Below are 15,496 nucleotides of genomic sequence, written 5' to 3'. Positions count from 1 at the left end.
CAATCGCGCAGTCAAGATTTCCGCCTAGGAGACAATTCGTGAAAATCAAGAGTCAAAAAGACTTTTTTTCCGGCCTCATGTTCATGGGTGTCGGAGTGGCGTTTGCGTGGGGTGCAACCACGTACAACGTCGGCAGTGGTGCCCGCATGGGCCCCGGCTATTTCCCACTGTTGCTGGGTATCCTGCTCGCCATCATCGGCAGCGTGATCACTTTCAAGGCAGTCACGGTGGAAACCCAGGATGGCGACAAGATCGGCAAGTGGGCCTGGAAGCCGCTGTTCTTCATCCTGGCTGCCAACTTCGCGTTCGGCATCCTGCTGGGTGGTTTGCCCAGCCTCGGTGTTCCGGCCATGGGGCTCATCGTGGGCATCTATGCGCTGACCTTCATTGCCAGCCTGGCCGGGCAAGAGTTCAACGCCAAGGCCGTGTTCGTGCTGGCCACCGTGTTGGCCATTGGCAGTTATGTGGCATTCGTCTGGGCGCTCAAGCTGCAGTTCCCCGTGTGGCCCAGTTTCATCACGGGTTGAGCAGGAGCACCGACCATGGATTTGATTAACAACCTCTCGCTCGGTTTTGGCGTGGCCTTCACGTTCCAGAACTTGATCTACTGTTTTGTCGGCTGTCTGCTGGGTACGCTGATTGGCGTTTTGCCCGGCATTGGCCCCGTGGCAACCATCGCCATGCTGCTGCCCGCCACCTATGCGCTGCCGCCTGTGGCCGCACTGATCATGCTGGCCGGTATCTACTACGGCGCGCAGTACGGTGGTTCCACCACCGCCATTCTGGTGAATCTGCCGGGCGAGTCGTCGTCGGTGGTGACCGTGATCGACGGCTACCAGATGGCGCGCAAGGGCAGGGCGGGGCCAGCGCTGGCGGCTGCCGGCCTGGGCTCGTTCTTTGCCGGTTGTGTGGGCACGCTGATTCTGGCGGCCTTCGCACCGCCGCTGACCGAAGTCGCCTTCAAGTTTGGCCCGGCCGAGTATTTCTCGCTGATGGTGCTGGGTCTGATCGGCGCCGTGGTGCTTGCCTCGGGCTCCCTGCTCAAGGCGGTGGGCATGATCGTGCTGGGTCTGCTGATGGGCCTGGTGGGTACCGACGTGAATTCGGGTGTGGCGCGCTTCAGCTTCGACATTCCTGAACTGACCGATGGCATTGGCTTCGTGACCATCGCCATGGGCGTGTTCGGCTACGGTGAAATCATTGCCAACCTCTCGCGTCCCGACGAAGACCGTGAAGTGTTCACTGCCAAGGTGGAAGGCCTGTTCCCCACCAAGGACGATTTCAAGCGCATGATTCCTGCCGTTTTGCGTGGTACCTCGCTGGGCGCTGCCCTGGGCATCTTGCCTGGTGGCGGTGCATTGCTGGCCGCTTTTGCCGCCTACACGGTGGAAAAGAAGACCAAGCTGCAACCCGGCGAAGTGCCTTTTGGGCAGGGCAACATCCGTGGCGTGGCGGCTCCTGAGTCGGCCAACAACGCGGGCTCGCAGACCTCGTTCATCCCGCTGCTGACCTTGGGTATTCCACCCAACGCCGTGATGGCGCTGATGGTGGGCGCCATGACCATCCACAACATCCAGCCTGGTCCCCAGGTGATGACCAGCAACCCTGAGCTGTTCTGGGGCCTGATCGCTTCGATGTGGATCGGCAATGCCATGCTGATCGTTTTGAACCTGCCGCTGATCGGCATCTGGATCAAGCTGCTCACGGTGCCGTACCGCTGGCTGTTCCCGTCCATCGTGCTGTTCTGCGCAGTGGGTGTGTACTCCACCAACAACAACACCTTCGATATCTGGATGGTGGGTATCTTCGGCCTGATTGGCTATATCTTCCACAAGCTGGGTACAGAGCCTGCACCCCTGCTGCTGGGCTTCATCCTGGGCCCGATGATGGAAGAAAACCTGCGCCGCGCGCTGCTGCTCTCGCGCGGTGACTGGAGCGTGTTCGTGACGCGTCCGCTGTCGGCGGGCCTGCTGGCGGCTGCGGCACTGCTGCTGATCATCGTGCTGCTGCCTGCCGTGAAGAACAAGCGCGAAGAAGCATTTGTGGAAGATTGATCGCCCTCGGGCTTCCTGCTTTCCCTGACTGAACAACGGCACCCTCGGGTGCCGTTGTTTTTTGGGCAGAGGCATTCGTTTGTTGCAGCTGCCGCCGGTACACAATCGCAGGCAGAGGTCCGCATGCCCACACCATTCCATCCCGCGCAGCACCCCCACCGGGCCATGCTGCACAACGAAATCCACGCCCGCCCGCCCGAGGCGATGAATGCCCCCCTGGCCATTGCACACATCGTGATGCTGGCCGATGCGGCTGGGCGCGAGGCGAGCCGCGCCCATGTTGCCGCGCTTTTGCGCGACCACCACATGGCCCTGCCCGATGCCCACACCACCCACCTGCGGATGGACCTGGGCGCCTTTCGCATGCGCTGGGAGCTGCACACCGAGTTCGTCACCTGGACCTTCATGGTGCCCGCCCCCATGGAGGCTTTTGGCGAGCGCGAGCCCGCCAGCGCCATGGAGGCCGTGCCCCGCGACTGGCTGGCCGCCCTGCCCGGGCAGTGTTTGTGCAGCCTGAACCTGTGGGTGTTGCCGACGCACACTTTTGGCTCGGGTTCGCTGGTCAAACATGTGCTGCACGAGGACACGCTGGTGGCCTCCACCGTGGCCGATGGCCATGGCGAGGTCTATACCGACTTTGCGATCCATGCGGACGGTTTTTCGCGCATGGTGTTGCTGGCAGGGGGCATGACGCCAAGGCGCCTGGGGCGTCTGGTGCAGCGCCTGCTGGAGATTGAAACCTACCGCATGGCCGCTTTGCTGGGCCTGCCTGCCGCCCGCGAAGCAGCCAGTGTGCTGGCCTTTGCCGAGCGTGAGCTGGCCGAGCTGGCCAACGCCATCCGCACCGCCAACCGCGACGACGAACCAGTCCTGCTGGACCGCCTGACCCGGCTGGCCGGGCAGGTGGAGAGCCAATATGCCGCCTCGCATTCGCGGTTTTCGGCCAGCAGTGCTTATTTCGAGTTGCTGGACAAGCGCATTGAAGACATTGCCGAATCGCGCCTGGCGGGCATGCAGACCATCCGCGAGTTCATGGACCGGCGCCTGACCCCCGCACGCAGCACCTGCGAGTGGGCTGCGCGCCGCCAGGACGCACTCTCGCAGCGTGTTTCGCGCATGAGCAACCTGCTGCGCACCCGTGTGGAGATCGAGCAGCAGCAAAGCAGCCAGGCGCTGCTGGCCACCATGAACCACCGCCAGGACCTGCAGCTCAAGATGCAGTCCACCGTGGAGGGGTTGTCCGTGGCGGCCATCACCTACTACATCGTGGGCCTGGTGAGCTACCTGGCCAAAGGCGCTCAAAAGCTGGGCTGGCCCCTGTCGCCCGAAACCACGGCGGCCATTGCCATCCCCGTGGTGGCCGTGGGCGTGTGGTGGTCGCTGCGGCGCCTGCATCACAAGGTGTTTCTCAAGCACGGCTGAGCCGTCCAACCGCGCGATGGGGTGGTGGTGAGATGGTGCGGTGTGGGGCCTGCGTCACTTCTGGCCATCGTTGATGAAGGGGGTGCCCACACAGAGCTTCGATGGCGCCGGTGGGGGATGCCTGTCACACTCGACGGCTCGCGATCAGCGTGTGAGCAGTGTGTTCCGCCCGCGCTTGTTCTGACAAAAATCGAGGCCCCGTGTCGTCAGCCCCCTCTCCATCCCCGCAGCACCCCACCCCAGCACTTACTGCCAAGGCGCACATGGCGTCGGGCCTGCTGCTGGCGCTGGCGGGCTCCATCGCGTTCAGTGGCAAGGCCATCATCGTCAAGCTGGCGTACCGCCACGGCGTGGACGCGGTCACGCTCATCATGTACCGCATGCTGTTTGCGCTGCCCATCTTCGCCGTGATGGCCTGGTGGGCCAGCCGGGGCAAGCCGCCCCTGAGCCGCAAGGACTGGCTGGGCGTGCTGGGCCTCGGGGTCACGGGCTACTACCTGGCGAGCTTTCTGGACTTTGCCGGGCTGGCCTACATCAGCGCCAGCCTGGAGCGGCTCATCCTGTACCTCAACCCCACGCTGGTCGTGCTGCTGGGCTGGTTGCTGTATGGCCGTGGCATCCGCTGGGCGCAGGCTGCAGGCATGCTGGTCAGCTACTGCGGCGTGGTGCTGGTGTTTGGCCATGAGGCCAATCTGCAGGGCCCCAACGTGGCCTGGGGGGCGCTGCTGGTGTTTCTGAGCGCCGTGAGTTACGCCATCTATCTGGTCTACAGCGGCGAGATGGTGCAACGCCTCGGCTCCCTGCGCCTGGTGGGGCTGGCAACCACTGTGGCCTGTCTGTGCTGCCTGGTGCAGTTTGTGGTGCTGCGGCCCCTGGAAGCTGCCGTGGTGGCGCCAGAGGTGATCTGGCTGTCTGTCCTCAACGCCACGTTGTGCACGGCCGCGCCGGTGTTGATGGTGATGATGGCCATCGAACGCATTGGTGCGGGCATGGCCGCCCAGGCGGGCATGGTGGGGCCGCTGTCCACCATCTTGATGGGGGTGTGGATTCTGGGCGAGCCCTTCACCGTTTGGGTGGCGGCGGGCACGGCGCTGGTGGTGGCGGGGATCTTTGTGTTCACCCGCCTGGCGCGCCGCCCGGGGGCTTGAAGCGAGGCCGCCGCACCCTGGCAGCAGGGTACTGGCGCCTCCTCAACCCGCCTTTTTTGTTGCGGGCGCCGGCCGGTTGGCAGGTGCGGGGGCGGCTGGTGCACCGCCTCCACCACCACCGCCCAGGCGCTGCGCAATCGTCGCCCGGGAGCCCCCCAGCCCATCAAGCTGTCGGCCCATGGATTGCTCCAGGTAGTCCAGGCGGGCCTGGGCGGCAGGGTGGGTGGACATGGTCAGCGTGAACATCGGGTTGTCTGGTGTGACGGTGCGCAGCTGCTGCAGCACCGACACCAGCCCGTACGGGTCGAACCCGGCCTTGGCCGCCATGGCCACACCGCTGCGATCGGCTTCGAACTCGTCGGACTGGCTCAGCCCTTTGGTGTAGACCGTGCGGAACAGCGACAGCAGCTGGTCTTTGACAAGCTGGCCCGCCACGTTGCTGGTGCGGATCTGCGAGGCCAGCAGCTGGGTGCCCACACCTGCCATGGCGCTCTGCCGGATGGCCTGCAGGTGGTGCTTGGCGGTCACGTGTGTGATCTCGTGCGCCAGGATGCCCGCGAGCTCGGACTCGTCGGCGCAGCGGTCGATGAGGCCCTTGGTCACAAACACATAACCGCCGGGTGCTGCGAAGGCGTTGTACCCGGCATCATCCAGCACCACAAAGGTCCAGGGCAGCCCGGGGCGGGGCGATTGCAGGCTGATCCAGCGGCCCAGGCGGTTCACGTAGCGTTGCAGCGCCATGTCCGGGTGGGCAGGCTTGGCGCCCAGCAGCAGGGCGGCCAACTGGCGGCCGATCTCGATCTCCTTGGGCTCGTCGATGTTGTTCAGCGACTGGGTCAGCAGGCTGATCAGATCGTCCCCTTGCGCGGCCGGTGCGGCCTTGCCGCCCGTGATGGCTGAGCCCAGTCCGCCGCCCAGGGAGTTCAGCAGGTTGTTCATGACGTTCTGGCTGTGGGCCGCCAGGGGGACCGCCGCCAGGGCAGTCAGCAGGGCGGCCACCCCTGCACAACGTTTCCAGCCGAAATTCCGGTGCATGTTCATCTCCTCAGTTCGGGCTGTAGTTGGGGTCCGAAGGGTTGCCGGAACTGCCGCCGGAGCGGCTGCCGGTCCCCCCGGACGGCAGGGCGGGCTGCGCCATGGCGGGCACGTCCCGCGCCTGCAGCGACGCGGAGCTGGCGAACTGGCGTGCCTGGTCGGCGTTCACCCGCATGCCTTCAACCCTGCCCACAGCGGCCGGGTTGGGTTGTGCCTTGGCAATGTCTTCAGCGTCCAGGCCGCGAATGCCCACTGTGGAGGTTGCTGTAGTGGTTATGCCGCTGTTGCCGCCGAACAGGCCGCCCAGCCCCCGCAGGCCGCCGGTGGCTGTGTTGTTGCTGGCTGCAGCCGCGCCCGATTGGGGCCCCAGGTCGAACATGTGCACCCAGCCCGTGGCGCCCTGGGGAGTGCTCACCTTGGTCCAGGGGCCCTTGCGCTCGCTGCTGCGTGTCACGACCGTGTTGGCCTCCAGCGGGGCCACGCTGGCACCGTTGTCCGCGGGGCTGTCGCGCAGCTGCGTGGCGCGTTTGACCACGGCAGCTTCCTGGGCAGGCGCGGCGCCCGCCACCAGGGCCAGTGCGGCCCCAGCCAACCAAGTGGCCAGTGCGTCACGGTGCAGCCATTTCATCTTGCAACTCTCCACTTATGATTTGCCAGGGCTGCGGGGTGCAGCACCGTAACCGGAGATTGTTATGGATTTGGGTATCGCAGGCAAATGGGCGCTGGTGTGTGGCGCCAGCAAGGGGCTGGGCTATGGCTGTGCGCTGGCGCTGGTGCGCGAGGGCGTCCATGTGGTCATCAACGCCCGCAATGCCGAGGCACTCGATCAGGCTGCTACCCGTTTGATAGCTGAATGCGCAAGCCAGGCGCGCGCAAAGGGGCTCAAGGAGTCTGAAATTCAGACGCCCAAAGTGCTGGCCGTGGCAGCAGACATCACGACCCCTGTCGGGCGCGAGGCCGTGTTCTCCGTGGCGGGGGGCCCGGGGCGGGATTTCGACATGGTGGTGACCAATGCCGGGGGGCCACCCACCGGTGACTTCCGCGACTGGAACCGCGATGCCTGGATCAAGGCAGTGGATGCCAACATGCTCACGCCCATCGAACTCATCCAGGCCACGGTGGATGGGATGGCCGTGCGGGGCTTTGGCCGCATCGTCAACATCACGTCGAGTGCGGTGAAGGCGCCCATCGACATCCTGGGCCTGTCCAACGGCGCGCGCAGTGGCCTCACAGGGTTTGTGGCGGGCGTGTCGCGCAGCAAGATCGCGGCGCGGGGCGTGACGATCAACAACCTGCTGCCTGGCAAGTTCGACACCGACCGCCTGGCGGCCACCGTGACGGCGGCTGCAGGCAAGGCGGGCAAAAGCGTGGAGGATGTGCGTGCCGTCCAGCAGGCGCAGATTCCGGCGGGCCGTTATGGCACGGCCGAAGAGTTTGGGGCGATCTGCGCCTTCTTGTGCAGCCAGCAGGCGGGCTACATGACCGGCCAGAACGTGCTGGCCGATGGTGGCGCCTACCCGGGCACCTTCTGACGGCACAGGGCGGCGAGTGACAGGGTTGCTGCAGCTACCAGGCCCCATGCCACGCACCAGTTCTCTCAAAGGCTCACGCGTGGCGTTTTGCCGACAATTTGCCTTGGGGGCTGAAAAATTGGTGGAATACTGCTCGCCATTGTTTGCCATGTTCACCACCCCCCGCACCTTGACCTCCCACCTTCGCCGCCAGGCACTGCTCTTGTGTGCAGCGCTGGTTGCATGGGGCGGGGTGCATGCGGCCGATCCCCCTGGCAGCAGCGCTGCTGCGCCGTACAAGCTGCGGGTGGTGGGTGGGCTGGCGGGTGTGAACCAGTACACGCGCCAGGAGGAACCCTTCTGGAGCAAAGAGCTGTCCCGCCTCAGTGGTGGCAGGTTCCAGGCAGAGATCGTGCCGTTTGACCGGGCGGGGGTGCCCGGCAACGAAATGCTGCGCCTGTTGCAACTGGGCGTGGTGCCGTTTGGCACCACGCTGATGAGTTCATTCACCTCGCAGTACCCCGAGTACACCGCCCCCGACCTGGCGGGCCTGAACCCCGACATCACCACCCTCAAGGCCACCCTGGGTGCCTTTCGCCCCTACCTGGAAAAGGCCTTGCGCGAGCAGCATGGGGTGGAGGCGCTGGCGATCTATGTCTACCCAGCCCAGGTGGTGTTCTGCAAGAAGCCGCTGCGTACGCTGTCTGATTTGTCGGGGCGCCGCGTTCGGGTTTCGTCCTCCACGCAGGCCGACTTTGTGGGCGCACTGGGCGGTGTGCCGGTGCTGACCAGTTTCTCGCAGATCGTGCCCAGCCTGACGGCGGGCAATACCGAATGCGCTATCACGGGCACCATGTCGGGCAACATGCTGGGCCTGCCCACACTCACTTCCCATGTGCACACCCTGCCCGTGACCTGGGGCCTGGCCATCTTTGGCGCCAACCAGGCGGCCTGGGCGGGCCTGCCCGCCGACCTGCGCGAATTGCTCAAGCGCGAGCTGCCCCGGCTGGAGTCCGCCATCTGGGCCGAGTCCGAGCGCGAAACCGCCGAAGGCCTGGCCTGCAACCGGGGCGCGCCCACCTGCACCGGCGGCACCAAGGGTGCGATGGTGGTGGTGCCTGCTTCGCCTCAGGATGAGCGCAGCCGCCAGGAGATCCTGGCCTCCACCGTGCTGCCGCGCTGGGTGCAGCGCTGCGGCGCGCGCTGTGCCCAGGCCTGGAACCAGACGATTGGCCCCGCGCGTGGCTTGCTGGCCGCGCCTGTCAAATAAATCAATGAGAGAACCCATCACACCACTGCGCATCAAGGCCTTTGTCGGGGCTGCGGTTGTGGTGTTTGTGGTGGCCGTGGCCATCGTGGCAGCCGCTGTGGCCTGGAACGCCCGCAAGGTGGCGCTCAACGACAGCGAGGCCCAGGCCACCCGCTTTGTGGCGGGGGCCGAGGCGGCGCTCAACCGCTCGCTGCTGACGGTGGACGTGCTGCTGGCCAGCATGGACGAGCTGCTCAACCTGTCGAACATGACCGCGCCCTGGCTCGATGCGGAATCGGCCAGTCAGCGTTTGCGCGGCTCCACCCGGCAGAACCTGATGGTGCGCTATGTGGCGCTGCTGGACACCACGGGAAAGACCATGGCGTCGTCCGATCCGGCCGGTGGCGCGCTGGCCGTGCAACTGCCGGCAGGCTTTCTGGAGTCCGTGCTGGAGCAGTCGGTGTCCACCCTGATGGTCAGCGCCCCGGTGGTGAGTTTTGCCAGCTCCGAACGGGTTCTGTATTTCGCGCGCCACCTGCGCCTGGCCGACAACACGCGCGTGGCCGCCGTGGCCGAGTTGCCGGTGGGCGCGCTGAGCGCGGTGCTGCTCCAGGGCGTAGATATCAGCGGCCTGCAGGTCACGCTGGAGCGGGCTGGCGGGCAGCTGCTGCTGGGCGTGCCGGGCCGCGAGGAGGTCATCGCCCCCACGCTGGCGCCGCCGCTGGCCGAGCTGGCCGACCTGGGCCAGGAGTGGAAGGCCCCGGCGCGCCTCACGGGGGCTCCTGCCCTGGTGGTCTTCCGTCCCATCCTGTACCAGGACCTGCGGATCTCCGCGAGCATTCCGCTGCACGAGGCACTGAGCAGCTGGCGTGACCAGCGCGACGCGATCGGGCTGACCGCGCTGGTGTTTGTGGCCATGATCCTGGCGGCGGGGGGGCTGGCTTTTCGTTATCTGGACCGCCTCTCGCAGGCCCGCGTGGCCATTGCGCAGTCCAAGGCCACGCTCGACCAGGCGCTGGAGTCCATGGTCAGCGGCTTCTTGCTGCTCGACAAGAACAACTGCGTGGTGCAGTGGAACAGCCAGTTCGAGGTGATCTTCCCGTGGCTGAGGGGCATCGTCGCCCCCCGGCTGCCCTTTCGTGCGGTGATCGAGGAAACCGTCAAGCACCACCACCCCCGGCTGGCCGACGAAGAGCATGCGCGCTGGGTGGAGCAGCGGCTGCTGCGGCAAAAGCAGCCGCAGAACGAACCTCATGAACAGGTTTTTTCCAACGGTCGCACCATCCAGATCACCGAGCGCCCCACGCCCGACGGTGGCCTGGTCATCAGCTACCACGACGTGACGGCCCTGCGGCGCGCCAGTGCCGAGATCGAGAACCTGGCGTTCTACGACCCACTGACCAACCTGCCCAACCGCCGCCTGCTCATGGACCGCATGCAGCAGGCCATCGCCTCCAGTGCGCGCAGCGGGCAGTATGGGGCCCTGCTGTTCCTCGACCTGGACCACTTCAAGACCCTGAACGACACCCGGGGCCACGAGGTGGGCGACATGCTGCTGCGCCAGGTGGCCCAGCGCCTGAAGACCTGCGTGCGGCGCGAGGACACCGTGGCCCGGCTGGGCGGCGACGAGTTTGTGGTGATGCTGAGTGACCTGTCGGCCAGCAGCGAAGAGGCGGGCGCCCATGTCCGCCGCGTGGGCGAAAAAATCCTGCGCAAGCTCAACGTGCCCTACACGCTCGGGGGGCATGCCCACCACAGCACGCCCAGCATCGGCGCCACGCTGATGGGCGGCGCGATCCAGTCGTCGGTCGATCTGCTCAAGCAGGCCGACATCGCCATGTACCAGGTCAAGTCGCAGGGGCGCAACGCGCTGTGCTTTTTTGATCCGCAGATGCAGATCAGCATTAGCCTGCGCGCGCAGCTCGAAGCCGACCTGCAGGCGGCGCTCACGGCGCGGCAGTTTGTGCTGCACTACCAGCCGCAGTTCCACCTGGATGGCCGCATGGTGGGCGCCGAGGGGCTGATCCGCTGGCAGCACCCCGAGCGGGGCCTGGTGGCGCCGGGGGCCTTCATCGGCGTGGCGGAAGAAAGCGAACTCATCGTGCCCATGGGCCACTGGGTGCTGCGCACCGCCTGCGAGCAGCTCGCCGCCTGGCAGGGCAATCCGCGCCTGCAGCACCTGCAGCTCTCGGTCAACGTGAGCGCGCGGCAGTTCCGCCAGCGTGACTTTGTGGCCCGGGTGGTCGAGGTGCTGCGCGAAACCGGCGCGCGCCCCCATCTGCTCAAGCTTGAACTCACCGAATCGCTGGTGCTGGACAACGTGGATGACACCATCGCCAAGATCGGCACGCTCAAGACCAAGGGCGTGCGCTTCTCGGTGGACGACTTCGGCACCGGCTACTCGTCGCTGGCCTACCTCACGCGGCTGCCGCTGGACCAGCTCAAGATCGACCAGTCCTTCGTGCACAACCTGGGCGTGCGGCACACCGACGACGTGATCGTGCAGACCATCCTGGGCATGGCGCGCAACCTGGAGCTGGACGTGATCGCCGAAGGCGTGGAAACCGAGGCGCAAAAGAAGCTGCTGGCCCAGTACGGCTGCACCTACTTCCAGGGCTACCTGATGGGGCGGCCCGTCCCCGTGGCGGAGCTGGAGGCGCTGCTGGAGCCGGTCACCACCACCGCCGAAGACATCGATCTGCCCAGTTGAGGGGGAGGGTGAGGGGCTATGGAGTGCAGTGATTGCTATATTATTTATAGCTACAAATGCATTATGGGCGCGCGGTAAGGCCGATTTTTATCAATAAATCGACAGGCCTCAGCGTCGCGAAGACACCACAATCCCGCCCACGATCAACGCGAACGCCACGCCGTGGAACGCCTGGGGCGTTTCGCCCAGAAATGCGGCCGACAGCAGCCCCGCAAACAGCGGCGTGAGGTTGACAAAAAAGCCCGCCACCGCAGGCCCCGCCCGCTGCACGCCCACACCCCAGCAGCGGTAGGCCAGCACCGCAGGGCCCACGGCAATGAAGGCCAGCGCGGCCACCAGCGGCCAGCCCCAGGTGGTGTGCGTGTGGCCGGTGGCCCACTCGGCCCCGGCAAAACTGCCCGACCAGGCCAGGCCAAACACCATCTGCGCCATCAGGAAGGCCGCCCAGTCGCCCCGGATGCTGCCCGGCTCGCTGGTGCGCGCCAGCAGCCAGCTGTAGAACGCCCACGAAATGGTGGCCAGCAGCATGAACAGATCGCCCGGCACCAGGCGGAACGCGAGCAGCTGCGCCCATTCGCCCCGGCTCAGCACCAGCAGCACGCCACACACCGACAGCAGCGCACCCACCACCTGGCGCCGCGTCACGGCCGCGCCAAAAAACAGCGCCCCCACGGCCAGCATCCACACCGGCATGCTCGAACCCACCAGCGTCGCGTTGATGGGCGTGGACGTCTGCAGCGCCATGTACTGCAGCGCGTTGTACAGGCCAATGCCCAGCAGCCCCAGCAGCGCATAGCGGCGCCAGTGCGGCCACAGCGGGCTGTTTGTGCGCAGCACACCGTGGGCCAGCGGCAGCAGGATGAAAAAGGCCAGCACCCAGCGGATGAAGTTGAGAGCGGCGGGGGAAATCAGGTCATGCACCAGCCGCCCCGTGACGGCGTTGCCAGCCCACAGCAGGGGCGGAATCACCAGCAGCACGGCCGTGCCGGGTGTGAGTTTGTGAGTCATGGGGCTGCACTGTAACGGTGCGCGCGCTGCGCTGCAGCATGCGGTGGCAACGCCCCTAGAGCCTGTTCAAGGTCTTTTTGGAGATCGCATTGGAGTGCAATCGGGATGAGTGGATGCTTCGGGTGTGCCGCATGGGCTCATGCCCGTGCAAGCAGCCGGGGCGTCCAATCGCCCGATTTCACTCCAACCCTGCGGGCAAGTGCCTTGCCGGGCGGTCTGCGGCGTTGCGGCGCTTGCCGATAGCACGGGCTATCGGCTGCGCACCGCGCCTAGCATCCCATCCCGGCAAGGTACTTGTGCGACTCCAAAAAGACCTTGAACAGGCTCTCAGAAGTGCCGGACAGCCACGCAGGGTGGCGGGCATGGTCCGCCGATTCGTGGCAGGATGGCCGCCGTTTTGGTGGGTATCGGCCTGGGCCGTACTTCCCTTCCATTCTTTCGTTTGTTCGATCGCTACAGGAGCCACCCATGACCCTCGCCGTCCAGATCCGCCAGCACGGTGGACCCGAAGAACTCCACCTTGTCGATGTGCCCGTGGGCAACCCCGGCCCGGGCGAGGTCCGCATCCGCCACCACGCCATCGGCCTCAATTTCATCGACGTGTACCACCGCACCGGCCTGTACCCGCTCACCATGCCCGCCACCATCGGCATGGAAGGCGCGGGCGTGATCGAGGCCGTGGGCGAAGGCGTCACGCACCTGCAGGTGGGCGACCGCGCCGCCTATGCCAGCAACCCGCCGGGCGCCTATTGCGAGGTGCGCGTGATGCCCGCCAAGTGCGTATGCAAGCTGCCCGACGCCATCAGCTTCGAGACCGGCGCGGCCATGATGCTCAAGGGCCTGACGGTGCAGTACCTGCTGAAAAAGACGCGCCCGGTGGAAGGGCTGGAGCCCGGCGATTTTGTGCTGTTCCACGCCGCCGCCGGTGGTGTGGGCCTGATCGCCAGCCAGTGGGCCAAGGCCCTGGGCCTGCAGCTCATCGGCACGGCGGGGTCGGACGCCAAGTGCCAGCTGGCCCTGGCCAACGGCGCCGCGCATGCCATCAATTACAGCACCGAGGACTTCGCCGCCCGCGTGAAGGAGATCACCGGCGGCAAGGGCGTGAAGGTGGTCTACGACTCGGTGGGCAAGGACACCTGGGACAAGTCGCTGGAGTGCCTGCGGCCCTTCGGCCTGATGGCCAGCTTCGGCAACGCCTCGGGCCCGGTGGCACCGTTTGCGCCGGGCAGCCTGGGTGCCAAGGGCTCGCTTTATGTCACGCGGCAGACGCTGTTCACCCACATCGCCACGCGCGAAGCCACCCAGGCCATGGCCGACGACCTGTTTGCCGTGGTGGCCAGCGGCCAGGTCAAGATCCACATCGACCAGCGCTACCCCCTGGCCGAGGTTCAGCAAGCCCACCGGGACCTGGAGGCGCGCAAGACCACGGGTTGCACCATCCTCACGCTGTGAACACCGGCGTGCAGAACCCCGCGTTCGAGCACTGGCTGGCGGGCGCACGCGCGTCGGCGCAGCAGCCGCCGGCCCAGCCGCGCCAGCCGCTGCTGGTGGCCGGGCAGGTGGTGGGATCGGTGGCGGAAGGTTTTTTGAACCAAATCGGCCTCCACCGCCTGCTGGATAAGCGCTTTAAGCTATCAAATAATGAGCATTTTGGCGCGCCCGCCTGGCACCTGGATGTGCCGATGGGCGCGGCCACGGAGGCGCTCAACACCCTGGCCGCAGCCCTGCGCGACGCAGACCTGTGTGGCCCCTGGCGCAACGAACAACTGGCCGTGTGCAGCCCCGCCGGTGAGGTGGTGGCCACGGTGGAGCGTGGCGCTGTGCGGGTGCTGGGCGTCACCACCCGCGCCGTGCACCTGGTGGGCCTGGCGCCCGATGGCCGCATGTGGGTGCAAAAGCGCTCCATGACCAAACCCAACAACCCCGGCCTGTGGGACACGCTGATGGGCGGCATGGTCTCGGCCGCCGACTCGCTGCCCCAGGCCCTGGCGCGCGAAACCTGGGAAGAAGCAGGCCTGCGGGTGGAGGCCTTGCAGGGCCTGCGCCACGGCGGCCATGTGGACTTCAGCCGCCCGAGCCGCGAGGGCGGCGGCGCGGGCTACATGCGCGAGCGCATCGACTGGTTCTGCGCCCAGGTTCCCGAGGGCATGGAGCCCCACAACCAGGATGACGAGGTCGAGCGTTTTGACCTGCTGCCGCTGGATGCGCTGCGCACGCAGGTGGCCCAGGGCCTGTTCACGCTGGAAGCTGGCCTGGTGATCGCGGGCTACCTGGGGCAGTGAGCGGCGCTGCAGGCAGGCAGCCCAGCCCCTGCAGCGTGGCCTGCACCGCCACATCCAGCGGGGTATGGGGCTCGGTGCCCAGCACAGCCAGAAGGCGGTCGTTGGCCATGCGCACCGGCTGCTGCCACAGATAGCGCATTTCGCGCAGCTCGCGCAAGGTCGCCACAAACGGCGATGCCAGCGTGACCAGCCACCATGGAAACGCCTGCACCCGGGGCGCCGCGCCGCCGCTGCGCACCACGGCGCGGCCGATGGCGTCGGCCATCTGCGTGCCGTCGGCATCCCAGTGTCCCGCTATGTGGAAGGGCGCAAACGCGGGCAGCTCAGCGCGCCGCTCCAGCAGCAGCACCATGGTGCGTGCCACATCAGGCAGGTAGGACCACTGGTGGCCCACGCCGGGGCGGCCGGGCTGCTTGACGCTGGCCACAGGCTGGCCCGGCCGCACCAGGCCCTGCGCAAACCAGCTGTTGCCCACCTGGGGGCCAAAGTAGTCGCCCGCCCGCACGATGATCACGCGGCAGGTGCCCGGGCCCAGCGGGTGGGGCTGGGTGGCCTGTTGCAGGCGGCGCTCCAGCTCCACCCGCACGGCGCCCTTGCGGGTGTGGGGCTGTTGCGGTGCATCCTCGCGCAGCACCGGGAAGGCATCGGGCCCATAGTTGTAGACCGTGCCGGGCAGCACCACCGTGGCCCCGGTGGCCTTGGCCGCAGCAATGGTGTTGTCGATCATCGGCAGTACCAGCTCGCCCCAGCGCCGGTAACCGGGTGGGTTGACCGCGTGCACGATCACGTCGCAGCCTGCGGCGGCGGCCACCACGTCCTCTCGGCGCATCGCGTCACCACGCACCCAGGTCATGCCCTCGCGCTGCTCGCGGGCCTGCGCCACACCCCGGTGCAGCGCATGCACCTCCCACCCCCGGTCGCGCAGCTGGCGTGCCACCTCGCCGCCAATGCCGCCGGTGGCGCCCAGAACCAGAACCTTGTTGCCTTGTTCCATGAAAGTGCTCCTTGTGTGGCCGTGGATGTGGCCGTTGCCGTGTTGATGGGTGCCAGTGTGGAGCGCGGCCCTTCAAAAAGAAA

General features: G+C 66.6%; 13 protein-coding genes. 9 read left to right on the top strand and 4 right to left on the bottom strand.

Annotation, left to right across the window (positions count from 1 at the left end; all coding sequences use genetic code 11):
* Nucleotides 1-38: 38 nt before the first annotated feature.
* The 4 genes from A1D30_RS14125 to A1D30_RS14110 all read left to right on the top strand — a co-directional run bounded on the left by A1D30_RS14125 (nucleotide 39) and on the right by A1D30_RS14110 (nucleotide 4,624).
* Nucleotides 39-527 (top strand): tripartite tricarboxylate transporter TctB family protein, encoded by a 489-nt coding sequence (locus A1D30_RS14125; protein WP_063461342.1) that lies wholly within the window; start codon nucleotides 39-41, stop codon nucleotides 525-527.
* Nucleotides 528-542: 15 nt separating this feature from the next.
* Nucleotides 543-2,054, top strand: coding sequence for a tripartite tricarboxylate transporter permease (locus A1D30_RS14120; protein WP_063461341.1), 1,512 nt, complete (start codon nucleotides 543-545; stop codon nucleotides 2,052-2,054).
* Between the two features lie 123 nt (nucleotides 2,055-2,177).
* Nucleotides 2,178-3,476 carry a DUF3422 domain-containing protein gene (locus A1D30_RS14115; protein WP_063461404.1) on the top strand — a complete coding sequence of 433 codons (1,299 nt, stop codon included), beginning with the start codon at nucleotides 2,178-2,180 and terminating at the stop codon, nucleotides 3,474-3,476.
* 263 nt (nucleotides 3,477-3,739) lie between these two features.
* The gene (locus A1D30_RS14110; RefSeq protein WP_063461340.1) at nucleotides 3,740-4,624 is read left to right on the top strand and encodes a DMT family transporter; all 885 of its coding nucleotides are present in this window, start codon (nucleotides 3,740-3,742) and stop codon (nucleotides 4,622-4,624) included.
* A 42-nt stretch (nucleotides 4,625-4,666) separates the two neighbouring features.
* On the opposite strand, the gene A1D30_RS14105 is transcribed toward A1D30_RS14110, so the two are convergent.
* Together A1D30_RS14105 and A1D30_RS14100 are read right to left on the bottom strand one after the other, a co-directional pair.
* Nucleotides 4,667-5,659, bottom strand: a complete 993-nt coding sequence (locus A1D30_RS14105; RefSeq protein ID WP_242421889.1) for a M48 family metalloprotease — start codon at nucleotides 5,657-5,659, stop codon at nucleotides 4,667-4,669.
* A 10-nt stretch (nucleotides 5,660-5,669) separates the two neighbouring features.
* Nucleotides 5,670-6,287, bottom strand: coding sequence for an SH3 domain-containing protein (locus A1D30_RS14100; protein WP_063461338.1), 618 nt, complete (start codon nucleotides 6,285-6,287; stop codon nucleotides 5,670-5,672).
* Between the two features lie 64 nt (nucleotides 6,288-6,351).
* On the opposite strand from A1D30_RS14100, the gene A1D30_RS14095 reads away from it, so the two are divergent.
* The 3 genes from A1D30_RS14095 (at nucleotide 6,352) to A1D30_RS14085 (ending at nucleotide 11,129) form a co-directional block, all read left to right on the top strand.
* Complete coding sequence (locus A1D30_RS14095) at nucleotides 6,352-7,191, top strand: SDR family oxidoreductase (protein WP_063461337.1); 840 nt, start codon at nucleotides 6,352-6,354, stop codon at nucleotides 7,189-7,191.
* 169 nt (nucleotides 7,192-7,360) lie between these two features.
* Nucleotides 7,361-8,440 (top strand): TRAP transporter substrate-binding protein, encoded by a 1,080-nt coding sequence (locus A1D30_RS14090; RefSeq protein ID WP_242421888.1) that lies wholly within the window; start codon nucleotides 7,361-7,363, stop codon nucleotides 8,438-8,440.
* Between the two features lie 4 nt (nucleotides 8,441-8,444).
* Nucleotides 8,445-11,129 carry an EAL domain-containing protein gene (locus tag A1D30_RS14085; RefSeq protein ID WP_063461336.1) on the top strand — a complete coding sequence of 895 codons (2,685 nt, stop codon included), beginning with the start codon at nucleotides 8,445-8,447 and terminating at the stop codon, nucleotides 11,127-11,129.
* Between the two features lie 108 nt (nucleotides 11,130-11,237).
* Here A1D30_RS14085 and A1D30_RS14080 read toward each other — a convergent pair whose 3' ends face one another.
* Entirely contained in the window at nucleotides 11,238-12,137 is a 900-nt protein-coding gene (locus A1D30_RS14080; RefSeq protein ID WP_063461335.1) for a DMT family transporter, read from the bottom strand.
* A 468-nt stretch (nucleotides 12,138-12,605) separates the two neighbouring features.
* On the opposite strand from A1D30_RS14080, the gene A1D30_RS14075 reads away from it, so the two are divergent.
* Both A1D30_RS14075 and A1D30_RS14070 read left to right on the top strand, forming a co-directional pair.
* Nucleotides 12,606-13,589, top strand: coding sequence for a quinone oxidoreductase (locus A1D30_RS14075; protein ID WP_063461334.1), 984 nt, complete (start codon nucleotides 12,606-12,608; stop codon nucleotides 13,587-13,589).
* Entirely contained in the window at nucleotides 13,586-14,419 is an 834-nt protein-coding gene (locus tag A1D30_RS14070) for an NUDIX domain-containing protein (RefSeq protein ID WP_082836453.1), read from the top strand. The genes A1D30_RS14075 and A1D30_RS14070 overlap by 4 nt, the downstream gene beginning before the upstream one ends.
* Here the strand turns inward: A1D30_RS14070 and A1D30_RS14065 are convergent.
* A complete protein-coding gene (locus tag A1D30_RS14065; RefSeq protein ID WP_063461333.1) occupies nucleotides 14,373-15,413 on the bottom strand; it encodes an SDR family oxidoreductase in 1,041 nt (346 codons plus the stop codon). The genes A1D30_RS14070 and A1D30_RS14065 overlap by 47 nt on opposite strands.
* Nucleotides 15,414-15,496 lie beyond the last annotated feature (83 nt).

It is taken from the genome of Acidovorax sp. GW101-3H11 (genome assembly GCF_001633105.1).
Classification (GTDB): domain Bacteria; phylum Pseudomonadota; class Gammaproteobacteria; order Burkholderiales; family Burkholderiaceae_C; genus Acidovorax.
Note: the sequence above shows the minus strand (reverse complement) of the source record. Positions and strands in the feature narration are given on the sequence as shown.